A 24,880-nucleotide genomic window follows, 5' to 3' on the forward strand; every position below is an offset into this window, starting at 1 on the left:
CGCTGGGGCGATTACTTGCGGATCGGCTTACGCGGACCTTTACGGGTACGCGCGTTGGTCTTGGTACGCTGACCGCGTACTGGAAGACCACGACGATGACGCAGACCGCGATAGCAACCGAGGTCCATCAAGCGCTTGATTTTCATGTTGATTTCGCGACGCAGGTCACCTTCAGTGGTGAACTTCGCCACTTCGCCACGCAGCTGTTCAATCTGCTCGTCGCTCAGATCTTTGATCTTTGCCGCTGGGTTGACCCCAGTCACTGCACAAATTTTCTGTGCAGTAGTGCGACCAACACCATAGATGTAGGTCAGCGAGATAACAGTATGCTTGTTATCTGGAATGTTAACGCCTGCAATACGGGCCATTCAGTGGGACTCCAATTGACAGCTACCTACGCCCCGGAAGCCAAGAAATAGGGCGCGAGATAATATCGCTGTAATAACAAATAATCAACCCGGCAGCGCACTAGCTGCCGGGCTTAAAGCACAATCACACTCAGCCTTGGCGCTGTTTGTGACGCGGTTCCGCGCTGCAAATTACCCGAACAACACCTTCGCGGCGAATAATCTTGCAGTTACGGCACAGCTTTTTCACCGATGCACGAACTTTCATCACCAACTCCTCGAACCTTATGGACGCTACTCAGCGCAACATGCCGCTGCCGTAGCCCTTCAGGTTGGCTTTCTTCATCAGGGATTCGTACTGGTGCGAAACGAGGTGCGATTGTACTTGGGACATGAAGTCCATCACAACCACGACCACGATCAGCAACGAGGTCCCGCCAAGGTAGAACGGTACGTTTGCCGCAACCACCAGGAACTGGGGCAACAGACAGACGGCCGTCATGTAAAGAGCACCGAACATGGTCAAGCGAGTCAGAACGCCATCAATGTAGCGCGCAGACTGCTCACCTGGACGGATGCCCGGAATAAAGGCACCGGACTTCTTCAGGTTTTCCGCTACGTCTTTCGGATTGAACATCAACGCCGTATAGAAGAAGCAGAAGAAAATAATCCCTGCACTAAACAGCAGAATATTCAACGGCTGACCAGGAGCGATCGACTGCGAGATGTCCTGTAACCAGCCCATACCTTCAGACTGGCCGAACCAGGCACCCAACGAAGCCGGGAACAGCAGGATGCTGCTCGCGAAAATAGCCGGAATTACGCCGGCCATGTTCACCTTCAACGGCAAGTGGCTGGTCTGCGCAGCAAAGACCTTGCGGCCCTGCTGACGCTTGGCGTAGTGAACAGCAATACGACGCTGACCACGCTCAATGAACACCACGAAACCGATAATCGCTACTGCCAGCAAACCGATGGCAACCAGGGCGAAAATGTTGATATCACCCTGACGCGCAGACTCGAAAGACTGCCCGATCGCTCTCGGAAGACCGGCGACGATACCTGCGAAAATCAACATCGAGATACCGTTGCCAACACCACGCTCAGTAATCTGCTCACCCAGCCACATCATGAACATCGCGCCCGCCACAAAAGTGGTTACCGCAACGAAATAGAAGCTAAAGTCAGCAGTGAACGATACGCCCTGCCCCGCCAGGCCAATGGACATGCCAATGGCTTGAACGAGGGCGAGGACGACAGTGCCGTAGCGGGTGTACTGGCTGATCTTGCGACGGCCAGCTTCACCTTCCTTCTTCAACTGCTCCAGCTGCGGGCTGACGGCGGTCATCAGTTGCATGATGATCGATGCCGAGATGTACGGCATGATCCCCAGTGCAAAGATGCTCATCCGTTCCAGCGCGCCGCCGGAAAACATGTTGAACAAGCTAAGAATGGTCCCCTCATTCTGTCGAAACAGGTCCGCGAGTCGGTCCGGGTTGATACCTGGAACCGGGATGTGTGCGCCTATTCGGTAGACGATAATCGCCAGGAACAGAAAACGCAGACGAGCCCAGAGTTCAGACATACCGCCTTTGCCGAGCGCAGAGAGAGCACCTTGCTTAGCCATTTATTCCTCGAACTTGCCGCCAGCTGCTTCGATAGCCGCACGCGCACCTTTGGTGGCGCCGATTCCCTTTCCGATGGTGACAGCACGAGCAACTTCGCCCGACAGCATGATTTTCACACGCTGTACGTTCTGGTTGATCACGTTGGCATCCTTCAGGGACTGCACGGTGACGATGTCGCCATCCACTTTAGCCAGCTCGGACAGACGCACTTCTGCGCGGTCCATGGCCTTCAGGGAAACGAAACCGAACTTCGGCAGGCGACGATGCAGCGGCTGTTGACCGCCTTCAAAGCCTGGAGCAATAGTGCCACCGGAGCGGGAGGTCTGACCTTTGTGGCCACGGCCACCGGTCTTGCCCAAACCACTACCGATACCACGGCCCGGACGATGCTTTTCGCGACGGGAACCCGGCGCTGGACTCAGATCATTGAGTTTCATCGATTAACCCTCGACACGCAGCATGTAGTAAGCCTTGTTGATCATCCCGCGATTCTCGGGAGTATCCAGGACTTCTACAGTGTGACCGATGCGACGCAGACCCAGACCCTTAACGCACAATTTGTGGTTAGGGATGCGGCCGGTCATGCTTTTGATCAGCGTAACTTTTACGGTAGCCATGATCAGAAGATCTCCTTGACGCTTTTGCCACGCTTGGCGGCAATGGATTCAGGAGACTGCATTGCTTTCAAACCCTTGAAAGTGGCGTGAACCACGTTTACCGGGTTAGTCGAGCCGTAGCACTTGGCCAGAACGTTCTGAACGCCAGCAACTTCGAGGACAGCACGCATAGCGCCGCCAGCGATGATACCGGTACCTTCAGAAGCAGGCTGCATGTACACCTTCGAAGCGCCATGGGCAGACTTCATTGCGTACTGCAGAGTGGTGCCGTTCAGATCAACCTGGATCATGTTGCGGCGAGCAGCTTCCATTGCCTTCTGGATCGCAGCAGGCACTTCACGCGACTTGCCACGGCCGAAGCCAACACGGCCCTTACCATCACCTACCACGGTCAACGCGGTGAAAGTGAAGATACGGCCGCCTTTAACGGTTTTGGCTACGCGGTTAACTTGAACCAGCTTCTCGATGTAGCCTTCGTCGCGCTTTTGGTCGTTATTTGACATAACTTAGAACTCCAGCCCAGCTTCACGAGCAGCATCAGCCAGCGCCTTGACGCGGCCGTGGTACTTGAAGCCAGAGCGGTCGAAAGCCACCTGCGAGACGCCAGCGGCTTTTGCACGCGTAGCGACCAGCTGGCCAACCTTAGTGGCCGCGTCGATGTTGCCAGTGGCGCCATCACGCAGTTCTTTATCCAAAGTCGAGGCACTTGCCAGGACTTTGTTGCCGTCGGCCGAAATGACCTGGGCGTAGATGTGCTGCGACGAGCGGAACACGCAGAGACGCACGACTTCGAGTTCGTGCATTTTCAGGCGTGCTTTGCGAGCGCGACGCAGTCGAGTAACTTTTTTGTCGGTCATTTGCTATGCCCTACTTCTTCTTGGCTTCTTTACGACGGACGACTTCGTCCGCGTAGCGCACACCTTTGCCTTTGTACGGCTCTGGTGGACGGAAGTCGCGGATCTCGGCGGCCACTTGACCTACCAGCTGCTTGTCGATGCCCTTGATCAGGATATCGGTCTGGCTAGGAGTCTCAGCGGTGATGCCTTCCGGCAGTTCATAATCCACTGGGTGCGAGAAGCCAAGAGCCAGGTTCAGCACTGTGCCTTTTGCTTGCGCTTTGTAACCAACACCGACCAGCTGGAGCTTACGCTCGAAGCCTTGGCTTACGCCTTGGACCATGTTGTTTACCAACGCACGAGTGGTACCAGCCATTGCGCGAGTCTGTTGATCGCCATTGCGAGCAGCGAAACGCAGCTCACCAGCTTCTTCAACGATCTCAACGGACGAATGGATGTTCAGTTGCAGAGTGCCCTTGGCACCCTTCACCGAAAGCTGTTGGCCTGCGAATTTGACTTCGACACCGGCTGGCAGCTTAACGGGGTTCTTAGCGACGCGTGACATGCTTATCCCCCCTTAGAACACAGTGCAAAGAACTTCGCCGCCGACACCGGCAGCGCGCGCAGCACGATCCGTCATCACACCTTTGTTGGTGGAGACGATAGACACACCGAGACCGCCACGAACTTTTGGCAGATCATCGACGGACTTGTACTGACGCAGGCCTGGACGGCTAACGCGCTTCACTTCCTCGATGACCGGACGGCCTTCGAAGTACTTCAGCTCGATGGACAGCAGAGGCTTGATTTCGCTGCTGATCTGATAACCCGCAATGTAACCTTCGTCCTTCAGGACTTTGGCAACAGCTACCTTCAACGTAGAAGATGGCATGCTTACGACGGACTTTTCAGCCATCTGGGCATTACGGATACGAGTTAGCATGTCCGCTAACGGGTCCTGCATACTCATGGGCTAGACGCTCCTAATACACAAAAAATTAGCCTTGCGGCTAGTACGTGTCGCCGAGCGCATCCGCGCAAAAAAAGCACGGGCTCAGGCGAGCCGGGTATTCTAGACACACCCCACAAATGAATCAAGCCCCAAAAGGGGCTTGATTCAAGTTCAAGGTCACCGGTGGTCAGGATCTTGCGACCCGGAACACCGCGACTTTGATCAGGCTTACCAGCTGGCTTTAACCAGACCTGGAACGTCACCACGCATTGCAGCTTGACGCAGCATGTTACGGCCGAGGCCGAACTTGCGGTACACGCCGTGCGGACGACCAGTCAGGCGGCAGCGGTTACGCATGCGCGAGGCGCTTGCGTCACGTGGCTGCTTCTGCAGTGCTACGGTAGCTTCCCAACGTGCTTCTGGACTTGCGTTCAGATCTACGATGATAGCTTTCAGCGCTGCACGCTTGGTGGCGTACTTGGCAACGGTGAGCTGACGCTTCAGCTCACGGTTTTTCATGCTCTTCTTGGCCATTTTCCTACTCCAATCAGTTGCGGAACGGGAATTTGAAAGCGCGCAGCAGTGCGCGACCTTCGTCATCCGTCCGAGCAGTGGTGGTCAGGGTAATGTCCAGACCGCGGAGAGCGTCGATCTTGTCGTAATCGATTTCCGGGAAAATGATCTGCTCTTTAACGCCCATGCTGTAGTTACCACGACCATCGAAGGACTTGGCATTCAGGCCGCGGAAGTCGCGAACCCGAGGCAGGGAGATCGACAGCAGACGATCCAGGAACTCGTACATACGCTCACGGCGCAGGGTCACTTTGACGCCGATCGGCCAACCTTCACGGACTTTAAAGCCAGCGATGGATTTCCGAGCGTAAGTCACAACGACTTTCTGACCGGTGATCTTTTCCAGGTCAGCAACAGCGTGCTCGATGACTTTTTTGTCGCCGATCGCTTCGCCCAGACCCATGTTCAGGGTGATTTTGGTAACGCGCGGAACTTCCATCACGTTCGAAAGCTTAAGTTCTTCCTTAAGTTTCGGTGCGATTTCCTTCCGGTAAATCTCTTTTAGTCGTGCCATGGTCTTCTACCTAGCAGTGTTCAAGCATCAACCGCTTTTTGGGTCGACTTGAAGACACGAATTTTCTTACCGTCTTCTACTTTGAAACCAACGCGGTCAGCCTTGTTGGTTTCGCCGTTGAAAATGGCGACGTTGGAAGCGTGCAGTGGCGCTTCTTTCTCGACGATACCGCCCTGTACGCCCGACATCGGGTTAGGCTTGGTATGACGCTTGACCAGGTTCAGACCACCAACAACCAGACGGTTGTCAGCAAGAACCTTCAGCACCTTACCGCGCTTACCTTTGTCTTTGCCGGCGATCACGATGATCTCGTCGTCACGACGAATCTTTTGCATGTCGGATCTCCTTACAGCACTTCTGGGGCGAGCGAGACGATCTTCATGAACTTCTCAGTACGAAGTTCACGGGTCACTGGCCCAAAGATACGGGTGCCGATCGGCTCTTGCTTGTTGTTCAGAAGAACAGCAGCGTTGCCATCAAAGCGGATAATGGAGCCATCTGCACGGCGAACGCCGTGACGAGTGCGGACTACAACAGCAGTCATCACTTGGCCTTTTTTCACCTTACCGCGAGGAATTGCTTCCTTCACGGTAACTTTGATGATGTCACCAATACCAGCGTAACGACGATGGGAGCCACCCAGCACCTTGATGCACATAACGCGGCGAGCGCCGCTGTTATCGGCCACATCGAGCATGGATTGAGTCTGAATCATATAATTTCTCCGACCCCTAGTCCTTAGACTTCCACAGCGCGTTCGAGAACATCAACCAGCGCCCAAGACTTGGTCTTGGCCAAAGGACGAGTTTCACGAATAGTGACTTTGTCGCCGATGTGGCACTGATTGGTTTCGTCGTGCGCGTGCAGCTTAGTCGAACGCTTAACGTATTTACCGTAGATCGGGTGCTTAACGCGACGCTCGATCAGAACGGTGATGGTTTTGTCCATCTTGTCGCTGACAACACGGCCAGTCAGCGTACGGACAGTTTTTTCGGCTTCAGCCATGATTACTTACCTGCCTGCTGGTTGAGCACAGTTTTCACGCGAGCGATGTCACGCTTAACTTGCGAGAGCAGATGAGACTGCCCCAACTGGCCAGTTGCCTTCTGCATACGCAGATTGAACTGGTCGCGCAGCAGGCCGAGCAGTTGCTCGTTCAGCTGCTGTGCTGATTTTTCACGAAGTTCATTCGCTTTCATCACATCACCGTCCGTTTAACAAAGGAGGTGGCGAGCGGCAGCTTTGCAGCAGCCAGGGCGAAAGCCTCACGCGCCAGCTCTTCAGAAACACCCTCGATTTCATACAGGACTTTGCCTGGCTGAATCTGGGCAACCCAGTACTCCACGTTACCCTTACCTTTACCCATCCGAACTTCGAGTGGCTTCTTGGTGACAGGCTTGTCCGGGAATACACGGATCCAGATCTTGCCGCCACGTTTTACGTGACGGGTCAGAGCACGACGCGCTGACTCGATCTGACGAGCGGTGAGACGACCACGAGCAACAGACTTCAGCGCGAACTCGCCGAAGCTGACTTTGCTACCGCGCAATGCCAGGCCACGGTTGTGACCGGTCATCTGCTTGCGGAACTTCGTACGCTTTGGTTGCAACATTTGGCGTACCCCTTACTTAGCAGCTTTTTTACGAGGCGCTGGTGCTTGTGGTTTCAGCTCTTCTTGGCGACCACCAATTACTTCGCCTTTGAAGATCCAAACCTTTACACCGATCACACCGTAGGTGGTGTGAGCTTCGTAGTTGGCATAGTCGATGTCGGCACGCAGGGTGTGCAGTGGCACACGACCTTCGCGATACCATTCAGTACGTGCGATTTCAGCACCGCCGAGACGACCGCTCACTTGGATTTTGATGCCTTTGGCACCAATGCGCATTGCGTTCTGTACAGCGCGCTTCATAGCGCGACGGAACATTACGCGACGCTCCAGCTGCTGAGCTACGCTCTGCGCAACCAGCATACCGTCGAGCTCCGGCTTGCGGATCTCTTCGATATTGATGTGCACAGGCACACCCATTTGCTTGGTCAGGTCCTGACGCAGTTTCTCAACATCTTCACCTTTCTTCCCGATAACGATACCTGGACGAGCGGTGTGGATGGTGATACGTGCAGTCTGCGCCGGACGATGGATATCGATACGGCTTACGGACGCGCTTTTTAGTTTGTCTTGGAGATACTCACGCACCTTCAGATCAGCGAACAAGTAGTCCGCATAAGTCCGACCGTCTGCGTACCAGACGGAGGTGTGCTCCTTGACGATTCCCAGGCGAATGCCAATGGGATGTACTTTCTGACCCATCTCTTCGACTCCGTTACTTGTCAGCAACCTTGACAGTGATATGGCAAGACCGCTTGACGATGCGATCAGCACGGCCTTTGGCACGTGGCATGATGCGCTTCAGCGAACGCCCTTCGTTGACGAAAACGGTGCTGACCTTCAGGTCATCAACGTCTGCGCCTTCGTTATGCTCGGCGTTGGCTACGGCCGACTCCAGCACTTTCTTCATGATCTCGGCGGCTTTCTTACTGCTGAAAGCCAACAGGTTGAGCGCTTCGCCCACCTTCTTCCCGCGGATCTGGTCGGCGACCAAGCGGGCTTTCTGGGCGGAGATTCGAGCGCCCGACAACTTAGCGGCTACTTCCATTTCCTAACCCCTTAACGCTTGGCTTTCTTGTCAGCCACGTGCCCACGGTATGTGCGGGTACCGGCAAACTCGCCCAGTTTGTGGCCGACCATGTCTTCGTTCACGAGAACTGGGACGTGTTGACGACCGTTGTGTACTGCGATGGTCAGACCGACCATTTGTGGCAGGATCATCGAACGACGCGACCAGGTCTTAACTGGTTTGCGATCGTTCTTTTCCGCCGCCACTTCGATCTTCTTCAGTAGGTGAAGATCAATAAAAGGACCTTTTTTCAGAGAACGTGGCACTGTCGTATCCCTCTATTTACTTGCGACGACGGACGATCATTTTGTCGGTACGCTTATTACCACGAGTCTTCGCGCCCTTAGTCGGGAAGCCCCATGGCGATACCGGATGACGACCACCAGAGGTACGACCTTCACCACCACCATGTGGGTGGTCAACCGGGTTCATGGCAACACCACGAACGGTTGGGCGAACGCCACGCCAGCGCTTGGCACCAGCTTTACCCAACGAACGCAGGCTGTGCTCGGAGTTCGAGACTTCGCCCAGGGTCGCACGGCATTCAGCCAGTACTTTACGCATCTCACCAGAACGCAGACGCAGGGTCACGTAGACACCTTCACGAGCGATCAGCTGAGCCGAAGCACCAGCGGAACGAGCGATTTGCGCGCCTTTACCTGGCTTCAATTCGATGCCGTGTACGGTGCTACCAACTGGAATGTTACGCAGTTGCAGAGCGTTGCCCGGCTTGATCGGTGCCAGGGCACCTGCGATCAGCTGGTCGCCAGCGCTCACGCCTTTAGGGGCGATGATGTAGCGACGCTCGCCATCTGCGTACAACAGCAGAGCGATGTGAGCAGTACGGTTTGGATCGTATTCGATACGCTCGACGGTGGCAGCGATGCCATCCTTGTCGTTGCGACGGAAGTCGACCAGACGATAATGCTGCTTATGACCACCACCGATGTGACGAGTGGTAATACGGCCATTGTTGTTACGACCACCAGACTTCGATTTTTTCTCGAGCAGCGGTGCGTGAGGAGCGCCTTTATGCAGCTCCTGGTTGACCACCTTGACCACAAAACGGCGGCCAGGGGAAGTCGGTTTGCATTTAACGATTGCCATGATGCACCCCTTCCTTACTCAGCACTGCTGCTGAAATCGAGATCTTGGCCTGGCTGAAGGGAGATAACTGCCTTCTTCCAGTCATTACGCTTGCCCAGACCGCGAGCAGTGCGCTTGCTTTTACCCAGAACATTCAGGGTAGTCACGCGCTCTACTTTCACGCTGAACAGGCTTTCGACGGCCTTCTTGATTTCCAGCTTGGTTGCGTCAGTCGCAACCTTGAAAACGAACTGGCCTTTCTTGTCTGCCAGAACCGTAGCCTTCTCGGAAACGTGCGGGCCAAGCAGAACTTTAAATACGCGTTCCTGGTTCATCCCAGCAGCTCCTCGAATTTCTTCACGGCCGACACGGTGATCAACACCTTGTCGTATGCGATCAGACTGACCGGATCGGAACCTTGCACGTCACGAACATCAACGTGTGGCAGGTTGCGAGCAGCCAGGTACAGGTTCTGATCAACAGCGTCAGACACGATCAGGACGTCAGTCAGGCCCATGCCGTTCAGCTTGTTCAGCAGATCTTTGGTTTTCGGTGCTTCAACAGCGAAGTCCTGAACCACGACCAGACGATCAGTACGCACCAGCTCAGCAAGGATGGAACGCATTGCTGCGCGATACATCTTCTTGTTCAGCTTCTGGGAGTGATCCTGAGGACGAGCTGCGAAAGTGGTACCGCCGCCACGCCAGATTGGGCTACGGATAGTACCGGCACGAGCACGGCCAGTACCTTTCTGACGCCATGGGCGCTTACCGCCACCAGAAACGTCGGAACGGGTCTTTTGCTGCTTGCTACCCTGACGGCCGCCGGCCATGTAGGCCACGACTGCTTGGTGAACCAGCGTCTCGTTGAATTCGCCGCCAAATGTCAGTTCGGAAACTTCGATCGCTTGAGCGTCATTTACATTTAATTGCATGTCAGCTTCCCCTTAACCGCGAGCCTTGGCTGCTGGACGTACAACCAAGTTGCCGCCAGTAGCGCCAGGAACAGCGCCCTTGACCAACAACAGATTGCGTTCAGCGTCCACGCGCACTACTTCGAGGGACTGCACGGTCACGCGCTCAGCGCCCATATGACCGGACATTTTTTTGCCCTTGAATACACGACCAGGAGTCTGGCACTGGCCGATAGAGCCTGGAACGCGGTGGGATACGGAGTTACCGTGGGTGTTATCTTGCCCGCGGAAGTTCCAACGCTTGATCGTACCCTGGAAGCCTTTACCCTTGGACTGACCGGTTACATCAACCAGTTGACCAGCAGCGAAGATTTCAGCGTTGATCAGATCGCCGGCCTGGTACTCGCCTTCTTCAAGACGGAATTCCATTACGGTACGACCAGCGGCAACGTTCGCTTTAGCGAAGTGGCCAGCCTGAGCAGCTGTTACACGCGAAGCACGACGCTCGCCGACAGTGACTTGCACTGCACGATAGCCATCGGTCTCTTCAGTTTTGAACTGGGTGACGCGATTCGGCTCGATCTCAATGACCGTGACCGGAATGGAGACACCTTCTTCGGTGAAAATACGGGTCATACCGCATTTACGACCGACTACACCAATAGTCATGTTGTAAACCTCATGAGTGTACGGGGCTTTCACCCGCTATGGCCGCCCATTTCAGAGCGTTACACGACTAAGACCGAGTCTTAGCCGAGGCTGATCTGCACTTCCACACCGGCCGCAAGATCGAGCTTCATAAGAGCATCAACGGTTTTATCCGTTGGCTGGACGATGTCCAGAACGCGCTTATGAGTACGGATCTCGTACTGGTCACGCGCGTCTTTGTTGACGTGCGGGGAGACCAGAACGGTGAACCGCTCTTTACGGGTAGGCAGTGGAATTGGACCACGCACTTGAGCACCAGTACGTTTCGCGGTTTCCACGATTTCCTGGGTGGATTGGTCGATCAGGCGATGGTCAAAAGCCTTCAACCTGATACGGATTTGCTGATTTTGCATTGGATTTCAGACTCCGGCTGCTATTCCCACCGAGCGCAATACGCCCGTTAAAAGGAGGCGCAATTCTATAGACGCCCCATATAGGTGTCAACCCAATAAAAAAGCCCCCGCTAAGCGGAGGCTTTTTCAACTCATCAAAGCTAACTCAAAAAAGAGCTTACTCGATGATTTTGGCTACGACACCAGCGCCGACGGTACGACCGCCTTCACGGATAGCGAAACGCAGACCGTCTTCCATTGCGATGGTTTTGATCAGGGTGACAACCATTTTGATGTTGTCGCCTGGCATTACCATTTCAACGCCTTCCGGCAGTTCGCAGTTACCGGTCACGTCAGTGGTACGGAAGTAGAACTGTGGACGGTAGCCTTTGAAGAACGGAGTGTGACGACCGCCTTCTTCCTTGCTCAGAACGTACACTTCAGCTTCGAACTTGGTGTGCGGCTTGACCGAACCTGGCTTGACCAGAACCTGGCCACGCTCAACGTCGTCACGCTTGGTACCACGCAGCAGAACGCCGCAGTTCTCGCCAGCACGACCTTCGTCGAGCAGCTTACGGAACATTTCAACACCGGTGCAGGTGGTGACGGTAGTGTCACGCAGACCAACGATTTCCAGTGGATCCTGAACCTTGACGATACCGCGCTCGATACGGCCAGTTACAACAGTACCGCGACCCGAGATCGAGAACACGTCTTCGATTGGCATCAGGAATGGCTTGTCGATAACACGAACTGGCTCTGGGATGTAGCTGTCCAGAGTTTCTACCAGGCGCTTAACAGCGGTGGTACCCATTTCGTTGTCGTCTTGGCCGTTCAGAGCCATCAGAGCCGAACCGATGATGATCGGAGTGTCATCACCTGGGAAGTCGTAAGTGCTCAGCAGGTCGCGCACTTCCATCTCAACCAGTTCCAGCAGCTCAGCGTCGTCAACCATGTCAGCCTTGTTCAGGAAGACAACGATGTACGGAACGCCTACCTGACGGGACAGCAGGATGTGCTCACGAGTTTGTGGCATCGGACCATCAGCGGCCGAGCAAACCAGGATCGCGCCGTCCATCTGGGCAGCACCGGTGATCATGTTCTTCACATAGTCAGCGTGACCTGGGCAGTCAACGTGAGCGTAGTGACGAATCGAAGAGTTGTACTCAACGTGCGCGGTGTTGATGGTGATACCACGAGCCTTCTCTTCCGGAGCGCTGTCGATTTTGTCGAAAGCAACAACGGCCGAACCGAAAACTTCGGAGCAGACACGAGTCAGAGCAGCAGTCAGAGTGGTTTTACCGTGGTCAACGTGACCAATGGTGCCAACGTTGACGTGCGGTAGGGAACGATCAAATTTTTCTTTAGCCACGACAATTAACTCCTAGCCTAAAGGGGCTGAATCAGCCTTGTTTTTTGGTAACAGTTTCGACGATATGCGACGGAGCTGTATTGTATTTTTTGAATTCCATAGAGTAGCTTGCGCGACCCTGAGACATGGAACGAACGTCGGTCGCGTAACCGAACATTTCACCCAACGGAACCTCGGCACGAATAACCTTGCCGGAAACCGTATCTTCCATACCCAGAATCATGCCACGACGACGGTTAAGGTCGCCCATGACATCACCCATGTAGTCTTCAGGCGTTACGACTTCTACCGCCATGATCGGCTCGAGCAACTCACCGCCGCCCTTCTGGGCCAGTTGCTTGGTTGCCATGGAAGCAGCCACCTTGAACGCCATCTCGTTGGAGTCGACGTCGTGGTAAGAACCATCGAACACAGTTGCCTTCAGGCCGATCAGCGGATAGCCGGCAACAACGCCGTTCTTCATCTGCTCTTCGATACCCTTCTGGATCGCCGGGATGTATTCCTTAGGAACCACACCACCCACGACTTCGTTCACGAACTGCAGACCTTCCTGACCTTCATCAGCCGGTGCAAAACGGATCCAGCAGTGACCGAATTGACCACGGCCGCCAGACTGGCGAACGAACTTACCTTCGATTTCACAGTTCTTCGTGATGCGCTCACGATAGGAAACCTGAGGCTTACCGATGTTGGCTTCGACGTTGAACTCACGGCGCATCCGGTCAACCAGGATGTCCAGGTGCAACTCGCCCATGCCAGAGATGATCGTTTGACCAGTCTCTTCATCAGTCTTGACGCGGAAAGATGGATCTTCCTGAGCAAGCTTGCCCAGAGCGATACCCATTTTTTCCTGGTCATCCTTGGTTTTTGGCTCAACGGCAACCGAAATAACCGGCTCCGGGAAGTCCATGCGAACCAGGATGATTGGCTTGTCAGCGTTGCACAAGGTTTCGCCAGTGGTGACGTCCTTCATGCCGATCAAGGCCGCGATGTCGCCAGCGCGCACTTCCTTGATCTCTTCGCGGGCGTTTGCGTGCATTTGCACCATACGACCCACACGCTCTTTCTTGCCTTTAACAGAGTTGATCACGCCGTCGCCGGAGTTCAACACGCCCGAGTAAACCCGAACAAAGGTCAAGGTACCCACGAATGGGTCGGTAGCGATCTTGAACGCCAGAGCCGCGAAAGGCTCGTCATCGCTTGCATGACGCTCCATTTCCTCTTCCTCGTTATCAGGGTTGGTACCCTTGATAGCAGGAATGTCGGTTGGAGCAGGCAGGAAGTCGATCACAGCGTCGAGAACCAGGGGAACACCCTTGTTCTTGAAGGAAGAACCGCAAACAGCCAGGACGATCTCACCAGCGATGGTACGCTGACGCAGAGCAGCCTTGATTTCCTCGTTGGTGAGTTCTTCACCCTCGAGGTACTTGTTCATCAGCTCTTCGTTGGCTTCGGCCGCAGCCTCAACCATGTTGCCGCGCCACTTCTCGGCTTCTTCCAGCAACTCTGCCGGGATGTCCTTGCGAACAGGAACCATACCCTTGTCAGCATCGTTCCAGTAGACAGCTTGCATGTTGATCAGATCGATCTGACCCTGGAAGTTGTCTTCGGAACCGATAGCCAGCTGGATCGGCACCGGAGTGTGACCCAGGCGCTGCTTGATCTGACCGATCACGCGCAGGAAGTTGGCACCAGCACGGTCCATCTTGTTTACGTAAACAAGACGAGGAACACCGTACTTGTTGGCCTGACGCCACACGGTTTCCGACTGAGGCTCAACACCCGAAGTACCGCAGAACACGACGACAGCGCCGTCGAGTACACGCAGGGAACGCTCAACTTCGATGGTGAAGTCTACGTGGCCCGGGGTATCGATAACGTTGAAGCGATGCTCGTGCGGGTACTGCTTCTCGGAACCCTTCCAGAAAGCGGTAATAGCAGCAGAAGTAATGGTAATACCACGCTCCTGCTCCTGCACCATCCAGTCGGTGGTCGCGGCGCCATCATGCACCTCGCCCATCTTGTGACTTTTGCCGGTGTAAAAAAGGACGCGCTCAGTGGTGGTGGTTTTACCAGCATCCACGTGGGCAACGATACCGATGTTACGGTAGCGGTTAATCGGTGTAGTACGAGCCATAAAGCCCTCGCAAAATTAGTGACGCTAGAATTAGAAGCGGTAGTGCGAGAAAGCCTTGTTGGCTTCAGCCATGCGGTGCACGTCTTCACGCTTCTTAACTGCAGCACCTTTACCTTCAGCAGCGTCCAACAGTTCGCCAGCCAAACGCAGAGCCATGGACTTCTCACCGCGCTTGCGGGCGAAGTCTACCAACCAGCGCATTGCCAGGGCGTTACGACGGGACGGACGAACTTCGACCGGAACCTGGTAAGTAGCACCGCCTACACGGCGCGACTTCACTTCGACCAGCGGAGCGATGGCGTCGAGAGCTTTCTCGAAGATTTCCAGGGGATCGCTGTTCTTGCGTTCCTTAACTTTGTCCAGTGCGCCATAAACAATACGCTCGGCAACGGCTTTCTTGCCGCTTTCCATTACGTGGTTCATGAACTTGGCGAGGATCTGGCTTCCGTATTTCGGATCGTCCAGAATCTCACGTTTGGCTGCTACGCGACGTCTTGGCATTGATAAGCCCTCAAACGGTCTTCAGGTTAGCCCGGGACAGCTAATGCGTGCCCGACCTTACTCTTATCGACTCAATAAAATGAAAAACTGTAAAACGGCCGATTATTTCGGACGCTTGGTACCGTACTTCGAACGACCCTGGTTACGACCTTTGACGCCGGAAGTATCCAAAGAACCGCGAACGGTGTGGTAACGAACACCTGGCAAGTCTTTTACACGACCGCCGCGGATCAGTACCACGCTGTGCTCTTGCAGGTTGTGGCCTTCACCGCCGATGTACGAGGAAACCTCGAAACCGTTGGTCAGACGCACACGGCATACTTTACGCAGTGCCGAGTTAGGTTTTTTCGGCGTGGTGGTATACACACGGGTGCATACGCCACGACGTTGCGGGCAGTTCTGCAGCGCAGGCACGTCGGATTTCTCGACGATACGCTTACGCGGCTGACGTACCAGCTGGTTGATAGTTGCCATCTACTAGCTCCACTGTTGTCTTGCGACGCTATTGTCTTACAAGAAAAGCAAAATGGCAGGAACGAATTCCCGCCAAATTTAGGGGATCAAGAGTCTAAAGAGGATCTTGTTCCCAGTCAAGGCAAGGCCCCGACCTCCCCGCCCGCCGGATCTCGACAATCTGTCTCGATCCGGCGTGCGGGATGACCAGGGCCAGGCACTCAATTACTACAGAACTCAGTTACCGCTCGAGTTCAGCGCTTCGGTCAGTGCAGCTTCCACTTCACTGGCGCTTACGCGCAACGGTTTGTCTGCATCACGGCGACGCTTGCGCTCGCTGTGATAGGCCAAACCGGTACCAGCCGGGATCAGACGACCCACGACCACGTTTTCTTTCAGGCCGCGCAGGTAATCGCGCTTGCCGGTTACCGCCGCCTCGGTCAGTACACGGGTGGTTTCCTGGAAGGAAGCCGCCGAGATGAACGATTCGGTGGACAACGACGCCTTGGTGATACCCAGCAGCACGCGAGTGAACTTGGATACGAACTTGTCGTCCGCAGCCAGGCGCTCGTTTTCTACCAGTACGTGAGTCAGTTCCATCTGGTCGCCCTTGATGAAACTCGAATCGCCGGATTCAGCGATTTCAACTTTACGCAGCATCTGACGCAGGATGGTCTCGATGTGCTTGTCGTTGATCTTCACGCCTTGCAGACGATAAACGTCCTGGATCTCGTTCACGATGTACTTGGCCAGCGCACTCACACCCAGCAGACGCAGGATGTCGTGTGGATCGCTCGGGCCGTCGGAGATAACTTCGCCGCGGTTTACCTGTTCGCCTTCGAAGACGTTCAGGTGACGCCACTTCGGAATCAGCTCTTCGTACGGATCGCTACCGTCGTTCGGGGTAATGACCAGACGACGCTTGCCCTTGGTCTCTTTACCGAACGCGATGGTGCCGCTGACTTCAGCCAGAATCGAGGCTTCTTTCGGACGACGGGCTTCGAACAAGTCGGCAACACGCGGCAGACCACCGGTGATGTCACGGGTTTTCGAAGTTTCCTGCGGGATACGAGCGATAACATCACCGATCGCGATCCGCGCACCGTCCGCAACACCGACCAGGGCGTTGGCTGGCAGGAAGTACTGAGCGATTACGTCAGTGCCTGGCAGCAACAGATCCTTGCCGTTGTCGTCGACCATCTTCACGGCCGGACGGATGTCCTTGCCCGCAGCTGGACGATCTTTCGCGTCAAGTACTTCAATGTTGGTCATACCGGTCAATTCGTCAGTCTGACGCTTGATCGTGATGCCTTCTTCCATGCCCACGTAGGTCACGGTACCTTTCATTTCGGTCACGATTGGGTGGGTGTGCGGATCCCACTTGGCCACGATAGCGCCAGCGTCGACCTTGTCACCTTCCTTGACCGAAATCACAGCACCGTACGGCAGCTTGTAGCGCTCGCGCTCGCGACCGAAGTCGTCAGCGATCGCCAGCTCACCGGAACGCGATACAGCCACCAGGTGACCGTCCACGCGCTCTACGTGCTTGAGGTTGTGCAGACGGACGGTACCGCCATTCTTCACCTGTACGCTGTCTGCAGCGGAGGTCCGGCTTGCCGCACCACCGATGTGGAACGTACGCATCGTCAGCTGGGTACCCGGCTCACCGATGGACTGGGCAGCGATAACGCCGACCGCTTCACCGATGTTCACCTGATGACCACGAGCCAGGTCGCGACCGTAGCACTTGGCGCAGATGCCGTAGCGGGTTTCGCAGCTGATCGGCGAACGTACGATCACTTCGTCGATGCTGTTGAGTTCGATGAACTCGACCCACTTCTCGTCAACCAGGGTGCCGGCAGGAACGATTACGTCCTCGGTACCCGGCTTGAATACGTCACGGGCGATGACACGACCCAATACGCGCTCACCCAGCGGCTCTACAACGTCACCGCCTTCAATGTGCGGAGTCATTACCAAGCCGTGTTCGGTGCCGCAATCGATCTCGGTCACGACCAGATCCTGCGCAACGTCTACCAGACGACGAGTCAGGTAACCGGAGTTCGCCGTTTTCAACGCGGTATCCGCAAGACCCTTACGAGCACCGTGAGTGGAGATGAAGTACTGGAGTACGCTCAAACCTTCACGGAAGTTCGCGGTAATCGGGGTCTCGATGATGGAGCCGTCCGGCTTGGCCATCAGGCCACGCATACCGGCGAGCTGACGGATCTGCGCAGCAGAACCCCGTGCGCCCGAGTCAGCCATCATGTACATCGAGTTGAACGATTCCTGGTCGACTTCGTTGCCATGACGGTCGATGACTTTCTCTTTCGAGAGGTTGGCCATCATCGCCTTGGATACTTCGTCGTTCGCCTTGGACCAGAGGTCGATTACCTTGTTGTACTTCTCGCCCTGGGTTACCAGGCCGGAGGCGTACTGGCTTTCGATCTCTTTCACTTCTTCGGTGGCAGCACCGATGATGCGGGCTTTTTCATCCGGAATAACGAAGTCGTTAACACCGATGGAAACGCCGGAAATGGTCGAATAGGCAAAACCGGTGTACATCAACTGGTCAGCGAAGATCACGGTCTCTTTCAGACCAACCACGCGGTAGCACTGGTTGATCAGCTTGGAGATCGCCTTTTTCTTCATCGGCAGGTTGACGACGTCGAAGGACAGGCCTTTTGGCACAACCTGGAACAACAGCGCACGGCCGACGGTGGTGTCGACGATACGGGTGTTGGTCACGCTGCCGCCATCACGATCGTTCACGGTTTCGTTGATCCGCACCTTGACCTTGGCGTGCAGTGCGGCTTCGCCGGCACGGAACACACGGTCAACTTCCTGCAGATCCGCGAACACACGACCTTCGCCCTTGGCGTTGATCGCTTCACGAGTCATGTAGTACAGACCCAATACAACGTCCTGCGACGGAACGATGATTGGCTCACCGTTGGCTGGCGACAGAATGTTGTTGGTCGACATCATCAGCGCACGCGCTTCGAGCTGGGCTTCCAGCGTCAGCGGTACGTGCACGGCCATTTGGTCGCCGTCGAAGTCGGCGTTGTACGCAGCACAGACCAGCGGGTGCAGCTGGATAGCCTTACCTTCGATCAGTACCGGTTCAAACGCCTGGATACCCAGACGGTGAAGGGTCGGTGCACGGTTGAGCAACACTGGGTGTTCGCGAATCACTTCGGCGAGAACGTCCCAAACCTCTGGCAGTTCGCGCTCGACCATTTTCTTGGCGGCTTTGATGGTGGTCGCGAGACCACGCATTTCCAGCTTGCCGAAAATGAACGGCTTGAACAGCTCCAGAGCCATTTTCTTAGGCAGACCGCACTGGTGCAGACGCAGGGTCGGACCTACGGTAATTACCGAACGACCGGAGTAGTCAACACGCTTACCGAGCAAGTTCTGACGGAAACGACCCTGCTTACCCTTGATCATGTCAGCCAGGGATTTCAGAGGACGCTTGTTGGAACCGGTGATAGCGCGGCCACGACGACCGTTGTCGAGCAATGCGTCGACCGCTTCCTGCAACATACGCTTTTCGTTGCGCACGATGATGTCCGGAGCGGACAGATCGAGCAGGCGCTTCAAGCGGTTGTTACGGTTGATCACTCGACGATACAAGTCGTTGAGGTCGGAAGTCGCGAAACGACCGCCATCGAGCGGAACCAGTGGACGCAGGTCTGGCGGCAGAACCGGCAGAACGGTCAGCACCATCCACTCTGGCAGGTTGCCGGAACCCTGGAAGGCTTCCATCAACTTCAGACGCTTGGACAGCTTCTTGATCTTGGTTTCGGAGTTGGTTTGCGGAATTTCTTCGCGCAGACGGCCAATCTCGTGCTCCAGGTCGATAGCGTGCAGCAGCTCGCGGACAGCTTCGGCACCCATGCGGGCATCGAAATCGTCGCCGAACTCTTCCAGCGCTTCGAAGTACTGCTCGTCGTTGAGCAACTGACCTTTTTCAAGGGTGGTCATGCCCGGGTCGATAACGACATAGCTCTCGAAGTAGAGAACACGTTCGATATCACGCAGGGTCATGTCCATCAGCAGGCCGATACGGGACGGCAGCGATTTCAGGAACCAGATGTGGGCAACCGGCGAGGCCAGCTCGATGTGGGCCATGCGCTCACGACGAACTTTTGCCAGCGCGACTTCAACGCCGCACTTCTCGCAAATCACACCACGGTGCTTCAAGCGCTTGTACTTACCGCACAGGCACTCGTAATCCTTTACCGGGCCAAAGATCTTGGCGCAGAACAGGCCGTCACGCTCGGGTTTGAACGTACGGTAGTTGATGGTTTCCGGCTTTTTAACTTCACCGAACGACCACGAACGGATCATCTCAGGCGAGGCCAATCCAATACGGATGGCGTCGAACTCTTCGACTTGACCCTGGTTTTTCAGCAAATTCAGTAGGTCTTTCAAGGCCTTTCCTCCTGGCGGAGCAGAGAGCGGGCCAAACAGCCCCGCTCTCGATTCGCGTCACGTGTTATTCGGTTTCCAGATCGATATCGATGCCGAGGGAACGAATTTCCTTGATCAACACGTTGAAAGACTCGGGCATGCCCGGCTCCATACGGTGATCGCCGTCCACGATGTTTTTGTACATCTTGGTCCGGCCGTTCACATCGTCCGACTTCACTGTGAGCATTTCTTGCAGAGTGTATGCAGCACCGTACGCTTCCAGTGCCCAGACCTCCATCTCCCCGAAACGCTGACCACCGAACTGTGCCTTACCACCCAGCGGCTGCTGGGTAACCAGGCTGTAAGAACCGGTAGAACGAGCGTGCATCTTGTCGTCTACCAAGTGGTTCAGCTTCAGCATGTACATGTAGCCAACAGTAACCGGGCGCTCGAACTTGTTGCCGGTACGGCCGTCGAACAGCTGCATCTGGCCGCTTTCTGGCAGGTCTGCCAGTTTCAGCATGGCCTTGATTTCGCTTTCCTTGGCACCGTCGAACACCGGAGTAGCCATTGGAACGCCGCCGCGCAGGTTCTTCGCCAGATCCAGGATTTCCTGGTCGGAGAAGGTGTCCAGCTCTTCGTTGCGTCCGCCGATCTCGTTGTAGATCTCGTGCAGGAACTTACGCAGGTCAGCGACCTTGCGCTGCTCTTCGATCATACGGTTGATCTTCTCGCCCAAACCTTTGGCCGCGAGGCCCAGGTGGGTTTCAAGGATCTGACCAACGTTCATACGCGAAGGTACGCCCAACGGGTTGAGGACCACATCGACCGGGGTGCCATTGGCATCGTGCGGCATGTCTTCAACCGGCATGATCACGGAGACCACACCCTTGTTACCGTGACGACCGGCCATCTTGTCGCCCGGCTGGATGCGACGACGGATTGCCAGGTAAACCTTGACGATTTTCAGCACGCCCGGAGCCAGGTCATCGCCCTGCTGCAGTTTGCGCTTCTTGTCTTCAAACTTGTCGTCCAGCAGACGACGGCGATCAACGATATAGGCCTGAGCCTTCTCGAGTTGCTCGTTCAGAGCATCTTCAGCCATGCGCAGCTTGAACCACTGGCCATGCTCAAGACCGTCGAGAACTTCGTCGGTGATTTCCTGACCTTTCTTCAGGCCGGCGCCGCCTTCGGCTTTGTGGCCGACCAGAGCAGAGCGCAGACGTTCGAAAGTTGCGCCTTCGACGATACGGAACTCTTCGTTCAGGTCCTTGCGGATCTCGTCGAGTTGAGTCTTCTCGATGGACAGTGCACGAGCATCACGCTCAACGCCGTCACGAGTGAAGACCTGTACGTCGATGACAGTACCCTTGGTGCCGGTAGGCACGCGCAGGGAGGTGTCTTTAACGTCGCTGGCTTTTTCACCGAAGATGGCACGCAGCAGTTTTTCTTCCGGAGTCAGCTGGGTCTCGCCTTTCGGAGTGACCTTGCCGACCAGGATGTCGCCTGCGCCAACTTCAGCACCTACGTAAACGATACCGGCTTCGTCCAGCTTGTTCAGTGCAGCTTCACCCACGTTCGGGATGTCCGCAGTGATTTCCTCTGGGCCAAGCTTGGTGTCACGGGCCACACAGGTCAGTTCCTGGATGTGGATCGTGGTGAAGCGATCTTCCTGAACAACACGCTCGGACAGGCAGATGGAGTCTTCGAAGTTGAAGCCGTTCCATGCCATGAACGCGATGCGCATGTTCTGACCCAGTGCCAGTTCACCCATGTCGGTGGACGGGCCGTCGGCCATGATGTCGCTACGCTGAACCCGATCACCCTTGCTCACCAGCGGACGCTGGTTGATGCAGGTGTTCTGGTTGGAGCGGGTGTATTTGGTCAGGTTGTAGATGTCGACACCGGCTTCGCCAGTTTCAACTTCGTCATCGGCAACACGAACCACGATACGACTGGCATCGACGGAGTCGATCACGCCGCCACGACGAGCCACGACGCAAACGCCGGAGTCACGGGCTACGTTACGCTCCATGCCGGTACCTACCAGCGGCTTGTCGGCACGCAGAGTGGGTACAGCCTGACGCTGCATGTTCGAACCCATCAACGCACGGTTGGCGTCGTCGTGCTCGAGGAACGGGATCAGCGACGCTGCAACCGAAACTACCTGCTTCGGCGATACGTCCATCAAGGTGACGTCTTCCGGCGCCTTGACGGTGAACTCGTTCAAGTGACGAACAGCTACCAGCTCGTCGATCAGGACTTTCTTGTCGTTCATCGTGGCCGAAGCCTGAGCGATCACGTGATCGGCTTCTTCGATGGCGGACAGGAACACGATCTCGTCGGTGACCAGAGCGTCTTTCACCACACGGTACGGGCTCTCGAGGAAGCCATACTGGTTGGTGCGCGCATAGGCGGCCAGGGAGTTGATCAGACCGATGTTCGGACCTTCCGGCGTTTCAATCGGGCATACACGACCGTAGTGAGTCGGGTGTACGTCACGAACTTCGAAGCCTGCGCGCTCACGGGTCAGACCGCCCGGGCCGAGTGCGGAAACACGACGCTTGTGGGTGATCTCGGACAGCGGGTTGTTCTGGTCCATGAACTGAGACAGCTGGCTCGAACCGAAGAACTCCTTCACTGCCGCAGCCACTGGCTTGGCGTTGATCAGGTCTTGCGGCATCAGGCCTTCGCTTTCAGCCATCGACAGACGTTCCTTGACCGCGCGCTCTACACGCACCAGGCCAACACGGAACTGGTTCTCGGCCATTTCGCCTACGCAGCGAACACGACGGTTACCCAGGTGGTCGATGTCATCGACGATGCCTTTACCGTTGCGGATGTCGACCAGAGTCTTGAGTACCGCGACGATGTCGTCTTTATTCAACACGCCCGAACCTTCGATCTCGGTACGACCGATACGACGGTTGAACTTCATCCGGCCGACCGCAGACAGGTCATAGCGCTCAGGGCTGAAGAACAGGTTGTTGAACAGAGTCTCGGCTGCATCCTTGGTTGGCGGCTCGCCAGGACGCATCATGCGATAGATCTCGACCAGGGCTTCCAGTTGGTTGCCGGTGGAGTCGATCTTCAGCGTGTCGGAGATGAACGGACCGCAGTCGATATCGTTGGTGTACAGAGTTTCGATGCGAACGACCTGGGCCTTGGCGATTTTTGCCAGGATCTCAGTGTTCAGCTCGGTGTTGCACTCTGCCAGGATTTCGCCGGTAGCCGGGTGCACGATGACCTTGGCGGTGGTGCGACCCAGGACGTAGTCCAGAGGCACCTGCAGCTCTTTGATCCCGGCCTTTTCCAGCTGGTTGATGTGGCGAGCGGTGATACGGCGACCCTGCTCGACAATAACCTTGCCCTTGTCATCCTGGATATCGAGGACAGCGATTTCACCGCGCAGACGCTGAGGCACCAGCTCCAGGCTGAGGTTTTCACCCTGCACGTGGAAAACGTTGGTGGTGTAGAACGCGTCCAGTACTTCTTCGGTGGTATAGCCGAGCGCACGCAGCAGTACCGAGGCAGGCAGCTTGCGACGACGGTCGATACGCACGAATACGCAATCTTTCGGGTCGAACTCGAAGTCCAACCACGAGCCGCGGTAAGGAATGATGCGCGCGGAGTAGAGCAGTTTGCCGGAGCTGTGCGTCTTGCCACGGTCGTGGTCGAAGAACACGCCTGGAGAACGGTGCAGCTGGGAAACGATTACACGCTCGGTACCGTTGATTACGAAGGTACCGTTCTCAGTCATCAGGGGGATTTCACCCATGTAGACTTCTTGCTCTTTGATGTCCTTGATCGCTTTGTTCGACGATTCTTTGTCGAAAATGATCAGGCGCACTTTTACCCGCAAAGGTACGGCGTAAGTTACACCGCGCAATACGCATTCTTTGACATCAAATGCCGGTTCGCCCAGGCGATAACCGACGTACTCCAGCGCAGCATTGCCGGAGTAGCTGATGATCGGGAAAACGGATTTGAAGGCCGCATGCAGGCCCACGTCGCGGAACTGATCTTTAGTCGCTCCCGCTTGCAAGAATTCACGATACGAATCCAGCTGGATGGCCAGGAGGTACGGCACATCCATGACGTCCGGCAACTTGCTAAAGTCCTTGCGGATACGTTTTTTCTCAGTATATGAGTAAGCCATCAGCGTTCCCCAGCTTGGTCACCTGCTTGTTTGGCCCCTCCCGACGGGAGCAGCCAGAAAATCGTGCAAACCCCATGGTTTGCGCCACCACATCGGGTGGTTACAGCTCGCTATCAGCACCGACCCAGTCGGCTGCCAGTAACGGAAAAAGGCCGGTGGCAAGAGCCACCAGCCATCAGCCTGTCGCTTAACGCTCGGGCTGGAGACGCAAAGTCGATGCTTACTTCAGCTCGACTTTAGCGCCTGCTTCTTCCAGAACAGCTTTGGCTTTGTCAGCTGCGTCTTTGGCAACAGCTTCCAGAACCATGGCAGGAGCGCCGTCAACTACAGCCTTGGCTTCTTTCAGGCCCAGACCGGTCAGTTCACGTACTGCCTTGATCACGTTAACTTTCTTCTCGCCAGCTTCGGTCAGCATGACGTTGAATTCGGTTTGCTCTTCAGCAGCAGCAACAGCAACAGCTGGACCAGCCGAAGCGGCAGCAGCGGTAACACCGAATTTTTCTTCGAAAGCTTTGATCAGCTCAACAACTTCCATTACGGACATGTTGCCAACGGCTTCGAGGATATCGTTTTGAGAGATAGACATGACTCTAAATTCCTGAATTGGGGGACGGCCTACGCGACCATCGAAATAAACAAAAAACGCGAAAAGAGGTGC

31 protein-coding genes are annotated in these 24,880 nt (G+C 55.6%); all 31 read right to left on the reverse strand.

Translation table 11 applies throughout. From position 1 onward, the window contains the following. Nucleotides 1-11 precede the first annotated feature (11 nt). Nucleotides 12-368: a 30S ribosomal protein S13 gene (gene rpsM, locus J9870_RS26185; protein ID WP_003186020.1), complete on the reverse strand. Its 357-nt coding sequence runs from the start codon at nt 366-368 to the stop codon at nt 12-14. A gap of 130 nt (nt 369-498) precedes the next feature. After that, the gene (rpmJ, locus tag J9870_RS26190; RefSeq protein WP_002555468.1) at nt 499-615 is read right to left on the reverse strand and encodes a 50S ribosomal protein L36; all 117 of its coding nucleotides are present in this window, start codon (nt 613-615) and stop codon (nt 499-501) included. A 30-nt stretch (nt 616-645) separates the two neighbouring features. Further along, entirely contained in the window at nt 646-1,974 is a 1,329-nt protein-coding gene (gene secY, locus J9870_RS26195; protein WP_210641389.1) for a preprotein translocase subunit SecY, read from the reverse strand. Further along, on the reverse strand, nt 1,975-2,412 hold the full coding sequence (gene rplO / locus J9870_RS26200; protein ID WP_003186032.1) for a 50S ribosomal protein L15: 438 nt from the start codon (nt 2,410-2,412) through the stop codon (nt 1,975-1,977). Nucleotides 2,413-2,415: 3 nt separating this feature from the next. Beyond that, nucleotides 2,416-2,592: a 50S ribosomal protein L30 gene (gene rpmD, locus J9870_RS26205; RefSeq protein WP_003186033.1), complete on the reverse strand. Its 177-nt coding sequence runs from the start codon at nt 2,590-2,592 to the stop codon at nt 2,416-2,418. Between the two features lie 2 nt (nt 2,593-2,594). After that, nucleotides 2,595-3,095, reverse strand: a complete 501-nt coding sequence (gene rpsE / locus J9870_RS26210) for a 30S ribosomal protein S5 (RefSeq protein WP_003186035.1) — start codon at nt 3,093-3,095, stop codon at nt 2,595-2,597. Between the two features lie 3 nt (nt 3,096-3,098). Next, nucleotides 3,099-3,449 carry a 50S ribosomal protein L18 gene (rplR, locus tag J9870_RS26215; RefSeq protein WP_003186037.1) on the reverse strand — a complete coding sequence of 117 codons (351 nt, stop codon included), beginning with the start codon at nt 3,447-3,449 and terminating at the stop codon, nt 3,099-3,101. Nucleotides 3,450-3,459: 10 nt separating this feature from the next. Further along, on the reverse strand, nt 3,460-3,993 hold the full coding sequence (rplF, locus tag J9870_RS26220; protein WP_003186039.1) for a 50S ribosomal protein L6: 534 nt from the start codon (nt 3,991-3,993) through the stop codon (nt 3,460-3,462). Nucleotides 3,994-4,005: 12 nt separating this feature from the next. After that, a complete protein-coding gene (gene rpsH, locus J9870_RS26225; protein ID WP_003186040.1) occupies nt 4,006-4,398 on the reverse strand; it encodes a 30S ribosomal protein S8 in 393 nt (130 codons plus the stop codon). A gap of 210 nt (nt 4,399-4,608) precedes the next feature. Beyond that, nucleotides 4,609-4,914: a 30S ribosomal protein S14 gene (rpsN, locus tag J9870_RS26230; RefSeq protein ID WP_003186042.1), complete on the reverse strand. Its 306-nt coding sequence runs from the start codon at nt 4,912-4,914 to the stop codon at nt 4,609-4,611. A gap of 13 nt (nt 4,915-4,927) precedes the next feature. Further along, a complete protein-coding gene (gene rplE / locus J9870_RS26235; RefSeq protein ID WP_003186044.1) occupies nt 4,928-5,467 on the reverse strand; it encodes a 50S ribosomal protein L5 in 540 nt (179 codons plus the stop codon). Between the two features lie 20 nt (nt 5,468-5,487). Next, nucleotides 5,488-5,802 (reverse strand): 50S ribosomal protein L24, encoded by a 315-nt coding sequence (gene rplX / locus J9870_RS26240; protein WP_003186046.1) that lies wholly within the window; start codon nt 5,800-5,802, stop codon nt 5,488-5,490. An 11-nt stretch (nt 5,803-5,813) separates the two neighbouring features. Continuing rightward, nucleotides 5,814-6,182: a 50S ribosomal protein L14 gene (gene rplN, locus J9870_RS26245; protein ID WP_002555479.1), complete on the reverse strand. Its 369-nt coding sequence runs from the start codon at nt 6,180-6,182 to the stop codon at nt 5,814-5,816. Between the two features lie 23 nt (nt 6,183-6,205). After that, complete coding sequence (gene rpsQ / locus J9870_RS26250; protein WP_003176419.1) at nt 6,206-6,472, reverse strand: 30S ribosomal protein S17; 267 nt, start codon at nt 6,470-6,472, stop codon at nt 6,206-6,208. A 2-nt stretch (nt 6,473-6,474) separates the two neighbouring features. Continuing rightward, on the reverse strand, nt 6,475-6,666 hold the full coding sequence (gene rpmC, locus J9870_RS26255) for a 50S ribosomal protein L29 (protein ID WP_002555481.1): 192 nt from the start codon (nt 6,664-6,666) through the stop codon (nt 6,475-6,477). Next, complete coding sequence (rplP, locus tag J9870_RS26260) at nt 6,666-7,079, reverse strand: 50S ribosomal protein L16 (RefSeq protein ID WP_003186052.1); 414 nt, start codon at nt 7,077-7,079, stop codon at nt 6,666-6,668. The genes rpmC and rplP overlap by 1 nt, the downstream gene beginning before the upstream one ends. Nucleotides 7,080-7,091: 12 nt before the next feature. Beyond that, nucleotides 7,092-7,778, reverse strand: coding sequence for a 30S ribosomal protein S3 (rpsC, locus tag J9870_RS26265; RefSeq protein ID WP_003176422.1), 687 nt, complete (start codon nt 7,776-7,778; stop codon nt 7,092-7,094). A 13-nt stretch (nt 7,779-7,791) separates the two neighbouring features. Beyond that, nucleotides 7,792-8,124, reverse strand: a complete 333-nt coding sequence (gene rplV / locus J9870_RS26270) for a 50S ribosomal protein L22 (protein ID WP_003103908.1) — start codon at nt 8,122-8,124, stop codon at nt 7,792-7,794. An 11-nt stretch (nt 8,125-8,135) separates the two neighbouring features. Next, complete coding sequence (gene rpsS / locus J9870_RS26275; protein ID WP_002555486.1) at nt 8,136-8,411, reverse strand: 30S ribosomal protein S19; 276 nt, start codon at nt 8,409-8,411, stop codon at nt 8,136-8,138. A 16-nt stretch (nt 8,412-8,427) separates the two neighbouring features. Further along, complete coding sequence (rplB, locus tag J9870_RS26280) at nt 8,428-9,252, reverse strand: 50S ribosomal protein L2 (protein ID WP_003186055.1); 825 nt, start codon at nt 9,250-9,252, stop codon at nt 8,428-8,430. A gap of 14 nt (nt 9,253-9,266) precedes the next feature. Then, a complete protein-coding gene (gene rplW / locus J9870_RS26285; protein ID WP_002555488.1) occupies nt 9,267-9,566 on the reverse strand; it encodes a 50S ribosomal protein L23 in 300 nt (99 codons plus the stop codon). Then, nucleotides 9,563-10,165 carry a 50S ribosomal protein L4 gene (rplD, locus tag J9870_RS26290; protein ID WP_003186057.1) on the reverse strand — a complete coding sequence of 201 codons (603 nt, stop codon included), beginning with the start codon at nt 10,163-10,165 and terminating at the stop codon, nt 9,563-9,565. The genes rplW and rplD overlap by 4 nt, the downstream gene beginning before the upstream one ends. Nucleotides 10,166-10,177: 12 nt before the next feature. Beyond that, nucleotides 10,178-10,813: a 50S ribosomal protein L3 gene (rplC, locus tag J9870_RS26295; protein ID WP_003186059.1), complete on the reverse strand. Its 636-nt coding sequence runs from the start codon at nt 10,811-10,813 to the stop codon at nt 10,178-10,180. 80 nt (nt 10,814-10,893) lie between these two features. Further along, nucleotides 10,894-11,205, reverse strand: a complete 312-nt coding sequence (rpsJ, locus tag J9870_RS26300) for a 30S ribosomal protein S10 (RefSeq protein ID WP_003186070.1) — start codon at nt 11,203-11,205, stop codon at nt 10,894-10,896. A gap of 157 nt (nt 11,206-11,362) precedes the next feature. Beyond that, complete coding sequence (tuf, locus tag J9870_RS26305) at nt 11,363-12,556, reverse strand: elongation factor Tu (protein WP_003186071.1); 1,194 nt, start codon at nt 12,554-12,556, stop codon at nt 11,363-11,365. A 31-nt stretch (nt 12,557-12,587) separates the two neighbouring features. Then, nucleotides 12,588-14,693 carry an elongation factor G gene (gene fusA / locus J9870_RS26310; protein ID WP_210641390.1) on the reverse strand — a complete coding sequence of 702 codons (2,106 nt, stop codon included), beginning with the start codon at nt 14,691-14,693 and terminating at the stop codon, nt 12,588-12,590. 30 nt (nt 14,694-14,723) lie between these two features. Next, the gene (rpsG, locus tag J9870_RS26315) at nt 14,724-15,194 is read right to left on the reverse strand and encodes a 30S ribosomal protein S7 (RefSeq protein ID WP_003186074.1); all 471 of its coding nucleotides are present in this window, start codon (nt 15,192-15,194) and stop codon (nt 14,724-14,726) included. A 102-nt stretch (nt 15,195-15,296) separates the two neighbouring features. Beyond that, complete coding sequence (gene rpsL, locus J9870_RS26320) at nt 15,297-15,668, reverse strand: 30S ribosomal protein S12 (RefSeq protein ID WP_003186084.1); 372 nt, start codon at nt 15,666-15,668, stop codon at nt 15,297-15,299. A gap of 216 nt (nt 15,669-15,884) precedes the next feature. Next, on the reverse strand, nt 15,885-20,084 hold the full coding sequence (rpoC, locus tag J9870_RS26325) for a DNA-directed RNA polymerase subunit beta' (RefSeq protein WP_123415185.1): 4,200 nt from the start codon (nt 20,082-20,084) through the stop codon (nt 15,885-15,887). A 64-nt stretch (nt 20,085-20,148) separates the two neighbouring features. Next, nucleotides 20,149-24,222 (reverse strand): DNA-directed RNA polymerase subunit beta, encoded by a 4,074-nt coding sequence (gene rpoB, locus J9870_RS26330; protein WP_053125867.1) that lies wholly within the window; start codon nt 24,220-24,222, stop codon nt 20,149-20,151. A 220-nt stretch (nt 24,223-24,442) separates the two neighbouring features. Next, nucleotides 24,443-24,808: a 50S ribosomal protein L7/L12 gene (gene rplL / locus J9870_RS26335; RefSeq protein ID WP_210641392.1), complete on the reverse strand. Its 366-nt coding sequence runs from the start codon at nt 24,806-24,808 to the stop codon at nt 24,443-24,445. Nucleotides 24,809-24,880 lie beyond the last annotated feature (72 nt).

It is taken from the genome of Pseudomonas sp. Tri1 (genome assembly GCF_017968885.1).
Classification (GTDB): domain Bacteria; phylum Pseudomonadota; class Gammaproteobacteria; order Pseudomonadales; family Pseudomonadaceae; genus Aquipseudomonas.

What these genes read in the sequence shown, in the direction of transcription:
- rpsQ (WP_003176419.1), bottom strand. Translation starts at nt 6,472, where the DNA reads ATGGCTGAAGCCGAAAAAACTGTCCGTACGCTGACTGGCCGTGTTGTC.
- secY (WP_210641389.1), bottom strand. Translation starts at nt 1,974, where the DNA reads ATGGCTAAGCAAGGTGCTCTCTCTGCGCTCGGCAAAGGCGGTATGTCT.
- rplV (WP_003103908.1), bottom strand. Translation starts at nt 8,124, where the DNA reads ATGGAAGTAGCCGCTAAGTTGTCGGGCGCTCGAATCTCCGCCCAGAAA.
- rplD (WP_003186057.1), bottom strand. Translation starts at nt 10,165, where the DNA reads ATGCAATTAAATGTAAATGACGCTCAAGCGATCGAAGTTTCCGAACTG.
- rpmD (WP_003186033.1), bottom strand. Translation starts at nt 2,592, where the DNA reads ATGGCTACCGTAAAAGTTACGCTGATCAAAAGCATGACCGGCCGCATC.
- rplL (WP_210641392.1), bottom strand. Translation starts at nt 24,808, where the DNA reads ATGTCTATCTCTCAAAACGATATCCTCGAAGCCGTTGGCAACATGTCC.
- fusA (WP_210641390.1), bottom strand. Translation starts at nt 14,693, where the DNA reads ATGGCTCGTACTACACCGATTAACCGCTACCGTAACATCGGTATCGTT.
- rplW (WP_002555488.1), bottom strand. Translation starts at nt 9,566, where the DNA reads ATGAACCAGGAACGCGTATTTAAAGTTCTGCTTGGCCCGCACGTTTCC.
- rpsH (WP_003186040.1), bottom strand. Translation starts at nt 4,398, where the DNA reads ATGAGTATGCAGGACCCGTTAGCGGACATGCTAACTCGTATCCGTAAT.
- rplN (WP_002555479.1), bottom strand. Translation starts at nt 6,182, where the DNA reads ATGATTCAGACTCAATCCATGCTCGATGTGGCCGATAACAGCGGCGCT.
- rpsC (WP_003176422.1), bottom strand. Translation starts at nt 7,778, where the DNA reads ATGGGTCAGAAAGTACATCCCATTGGCATTCGCCTGGGAATCGTCAAG.
- rpsL (WP_003186084.1), bottom strand. Translation starts at nt 15,668, where the DNA reads ATGGCAACTATCAACCAGCTGGTACGTCAGCCGCGTAAGCGTATCGTC.
- rpmJ (WP_002555468.1), bottom strand. Translation starts at nt 615, where the DNA reads ATGAAAGTTCGTGCATCGGTGAAAAAGCTGTGCCGTAACTGCAAGATT.
- rpsN (WP_003186042.1), bottom strand. Translation starts at nt 4,914, where the DNA reads ATGGCCAAGAAGAGCATGAAAAACCGTGAGCTGAAGCGTCAGCTCACC.
- rpoB (WP_053125867.1), bottom strand. Translation starts at nt 24,222, where the DNA reads ATGGCTTACTCATATACTGAGAAAAAACGTATCCGCAAGGACTTTAGC.
- rplR (WP_003186037.1), bottom strand. Translation starts at nt 3,449, where the DNA reads ATGACCGACAAAAAAGTTACTCGACTGCGTCGCGCTCGCAAAGCACGC.
- rpsJ (WP_003186070.1), bottom strand. Translation starts at nt 11,205, where the DNA reads ATGCAAAATCAGCAAATCCGTATCAGGTTGAAGGCTTTTGACCATCGC.
- rpsG (WP_003186074.1), bottom strand. Translation starts at nt 15,194, where the DNA reads ATGCCAAGACGTCGCGTAGCAGCCAAACGTGAGATTCTGGACGATCCG.
- rplP (WP_003186052.1), bottom strand. Translation starts at nt 7,079, where the DNA reads ATGTTGCAACCAAAGCGTACGAAGTTCCGCAAGCAGATGACCGGTCAC.
- rplO (WP_003186032.1), bottom strand. Translation starts at nt 2,412, where the DNA reads ATGAAACTCAATGATCTGAGTCCAGCGCCGGGTTCCCGTCGCGAAAAG.
- rplX (WP_003186046.1), bottom strand. Translation starts at nt 5,802, where the DNA reads ATGCAAAAGATTCGTCGTGACGACGAGATCATCGTGATCGCCGGCAAA.
- rplE (WP_003186044.1), bottom strand. Translation starts at nt 5,467, where the DNA reads ATGGCACGACTAAAAGAGATTTACCGGAAGGAAATCGCACCGAAACTT.
- rplC (WP_003186059.1), bottom strand. Translation starts at nt 10,813, where the DNA reads ATGACTATTGGTGTAGTCGGTCGTAAATGCGGTATGACCCGTATTTTC.
- rplB (WP_003186055.1), bottom strand. Translation starts at nt 9,252, where the DNA reads ATGGCAATCGTTAAATGCAAACCGACTTCCCCTGGCCGCCGTTTTGTG.
- rplF (WP_003186039.1), bottom strand. Translation starts at nt 3,993, where the DNA reads ATGTCACGCGTCGCTAAGAACCCCGTTAAGCTGCCAGCCGGTGTCGAA.
- rpsE (WP_003186035.1), bottom strand. Translation starts at nt 3,095, where the DNA reads ATGTCAAATAACGACCAAAAGCGCGACGAAGGCTACATCGAGAAGCTG.
- rpsM (WP_003186020.1), bottom strand. Translation starts at nt 368, where the DNA reads ATGGCCCGTATTGCAGGCGTTAACATTCCAGATAACAAGCATACTGTT.
- rpmC (WP_002555481.1), bottom strand. Translation starts at nt 6,666, where the DNA reads ATGAAAGCGAATGAACTTCGTGAAAAATCAGCACAGCAGCTGAACGAG.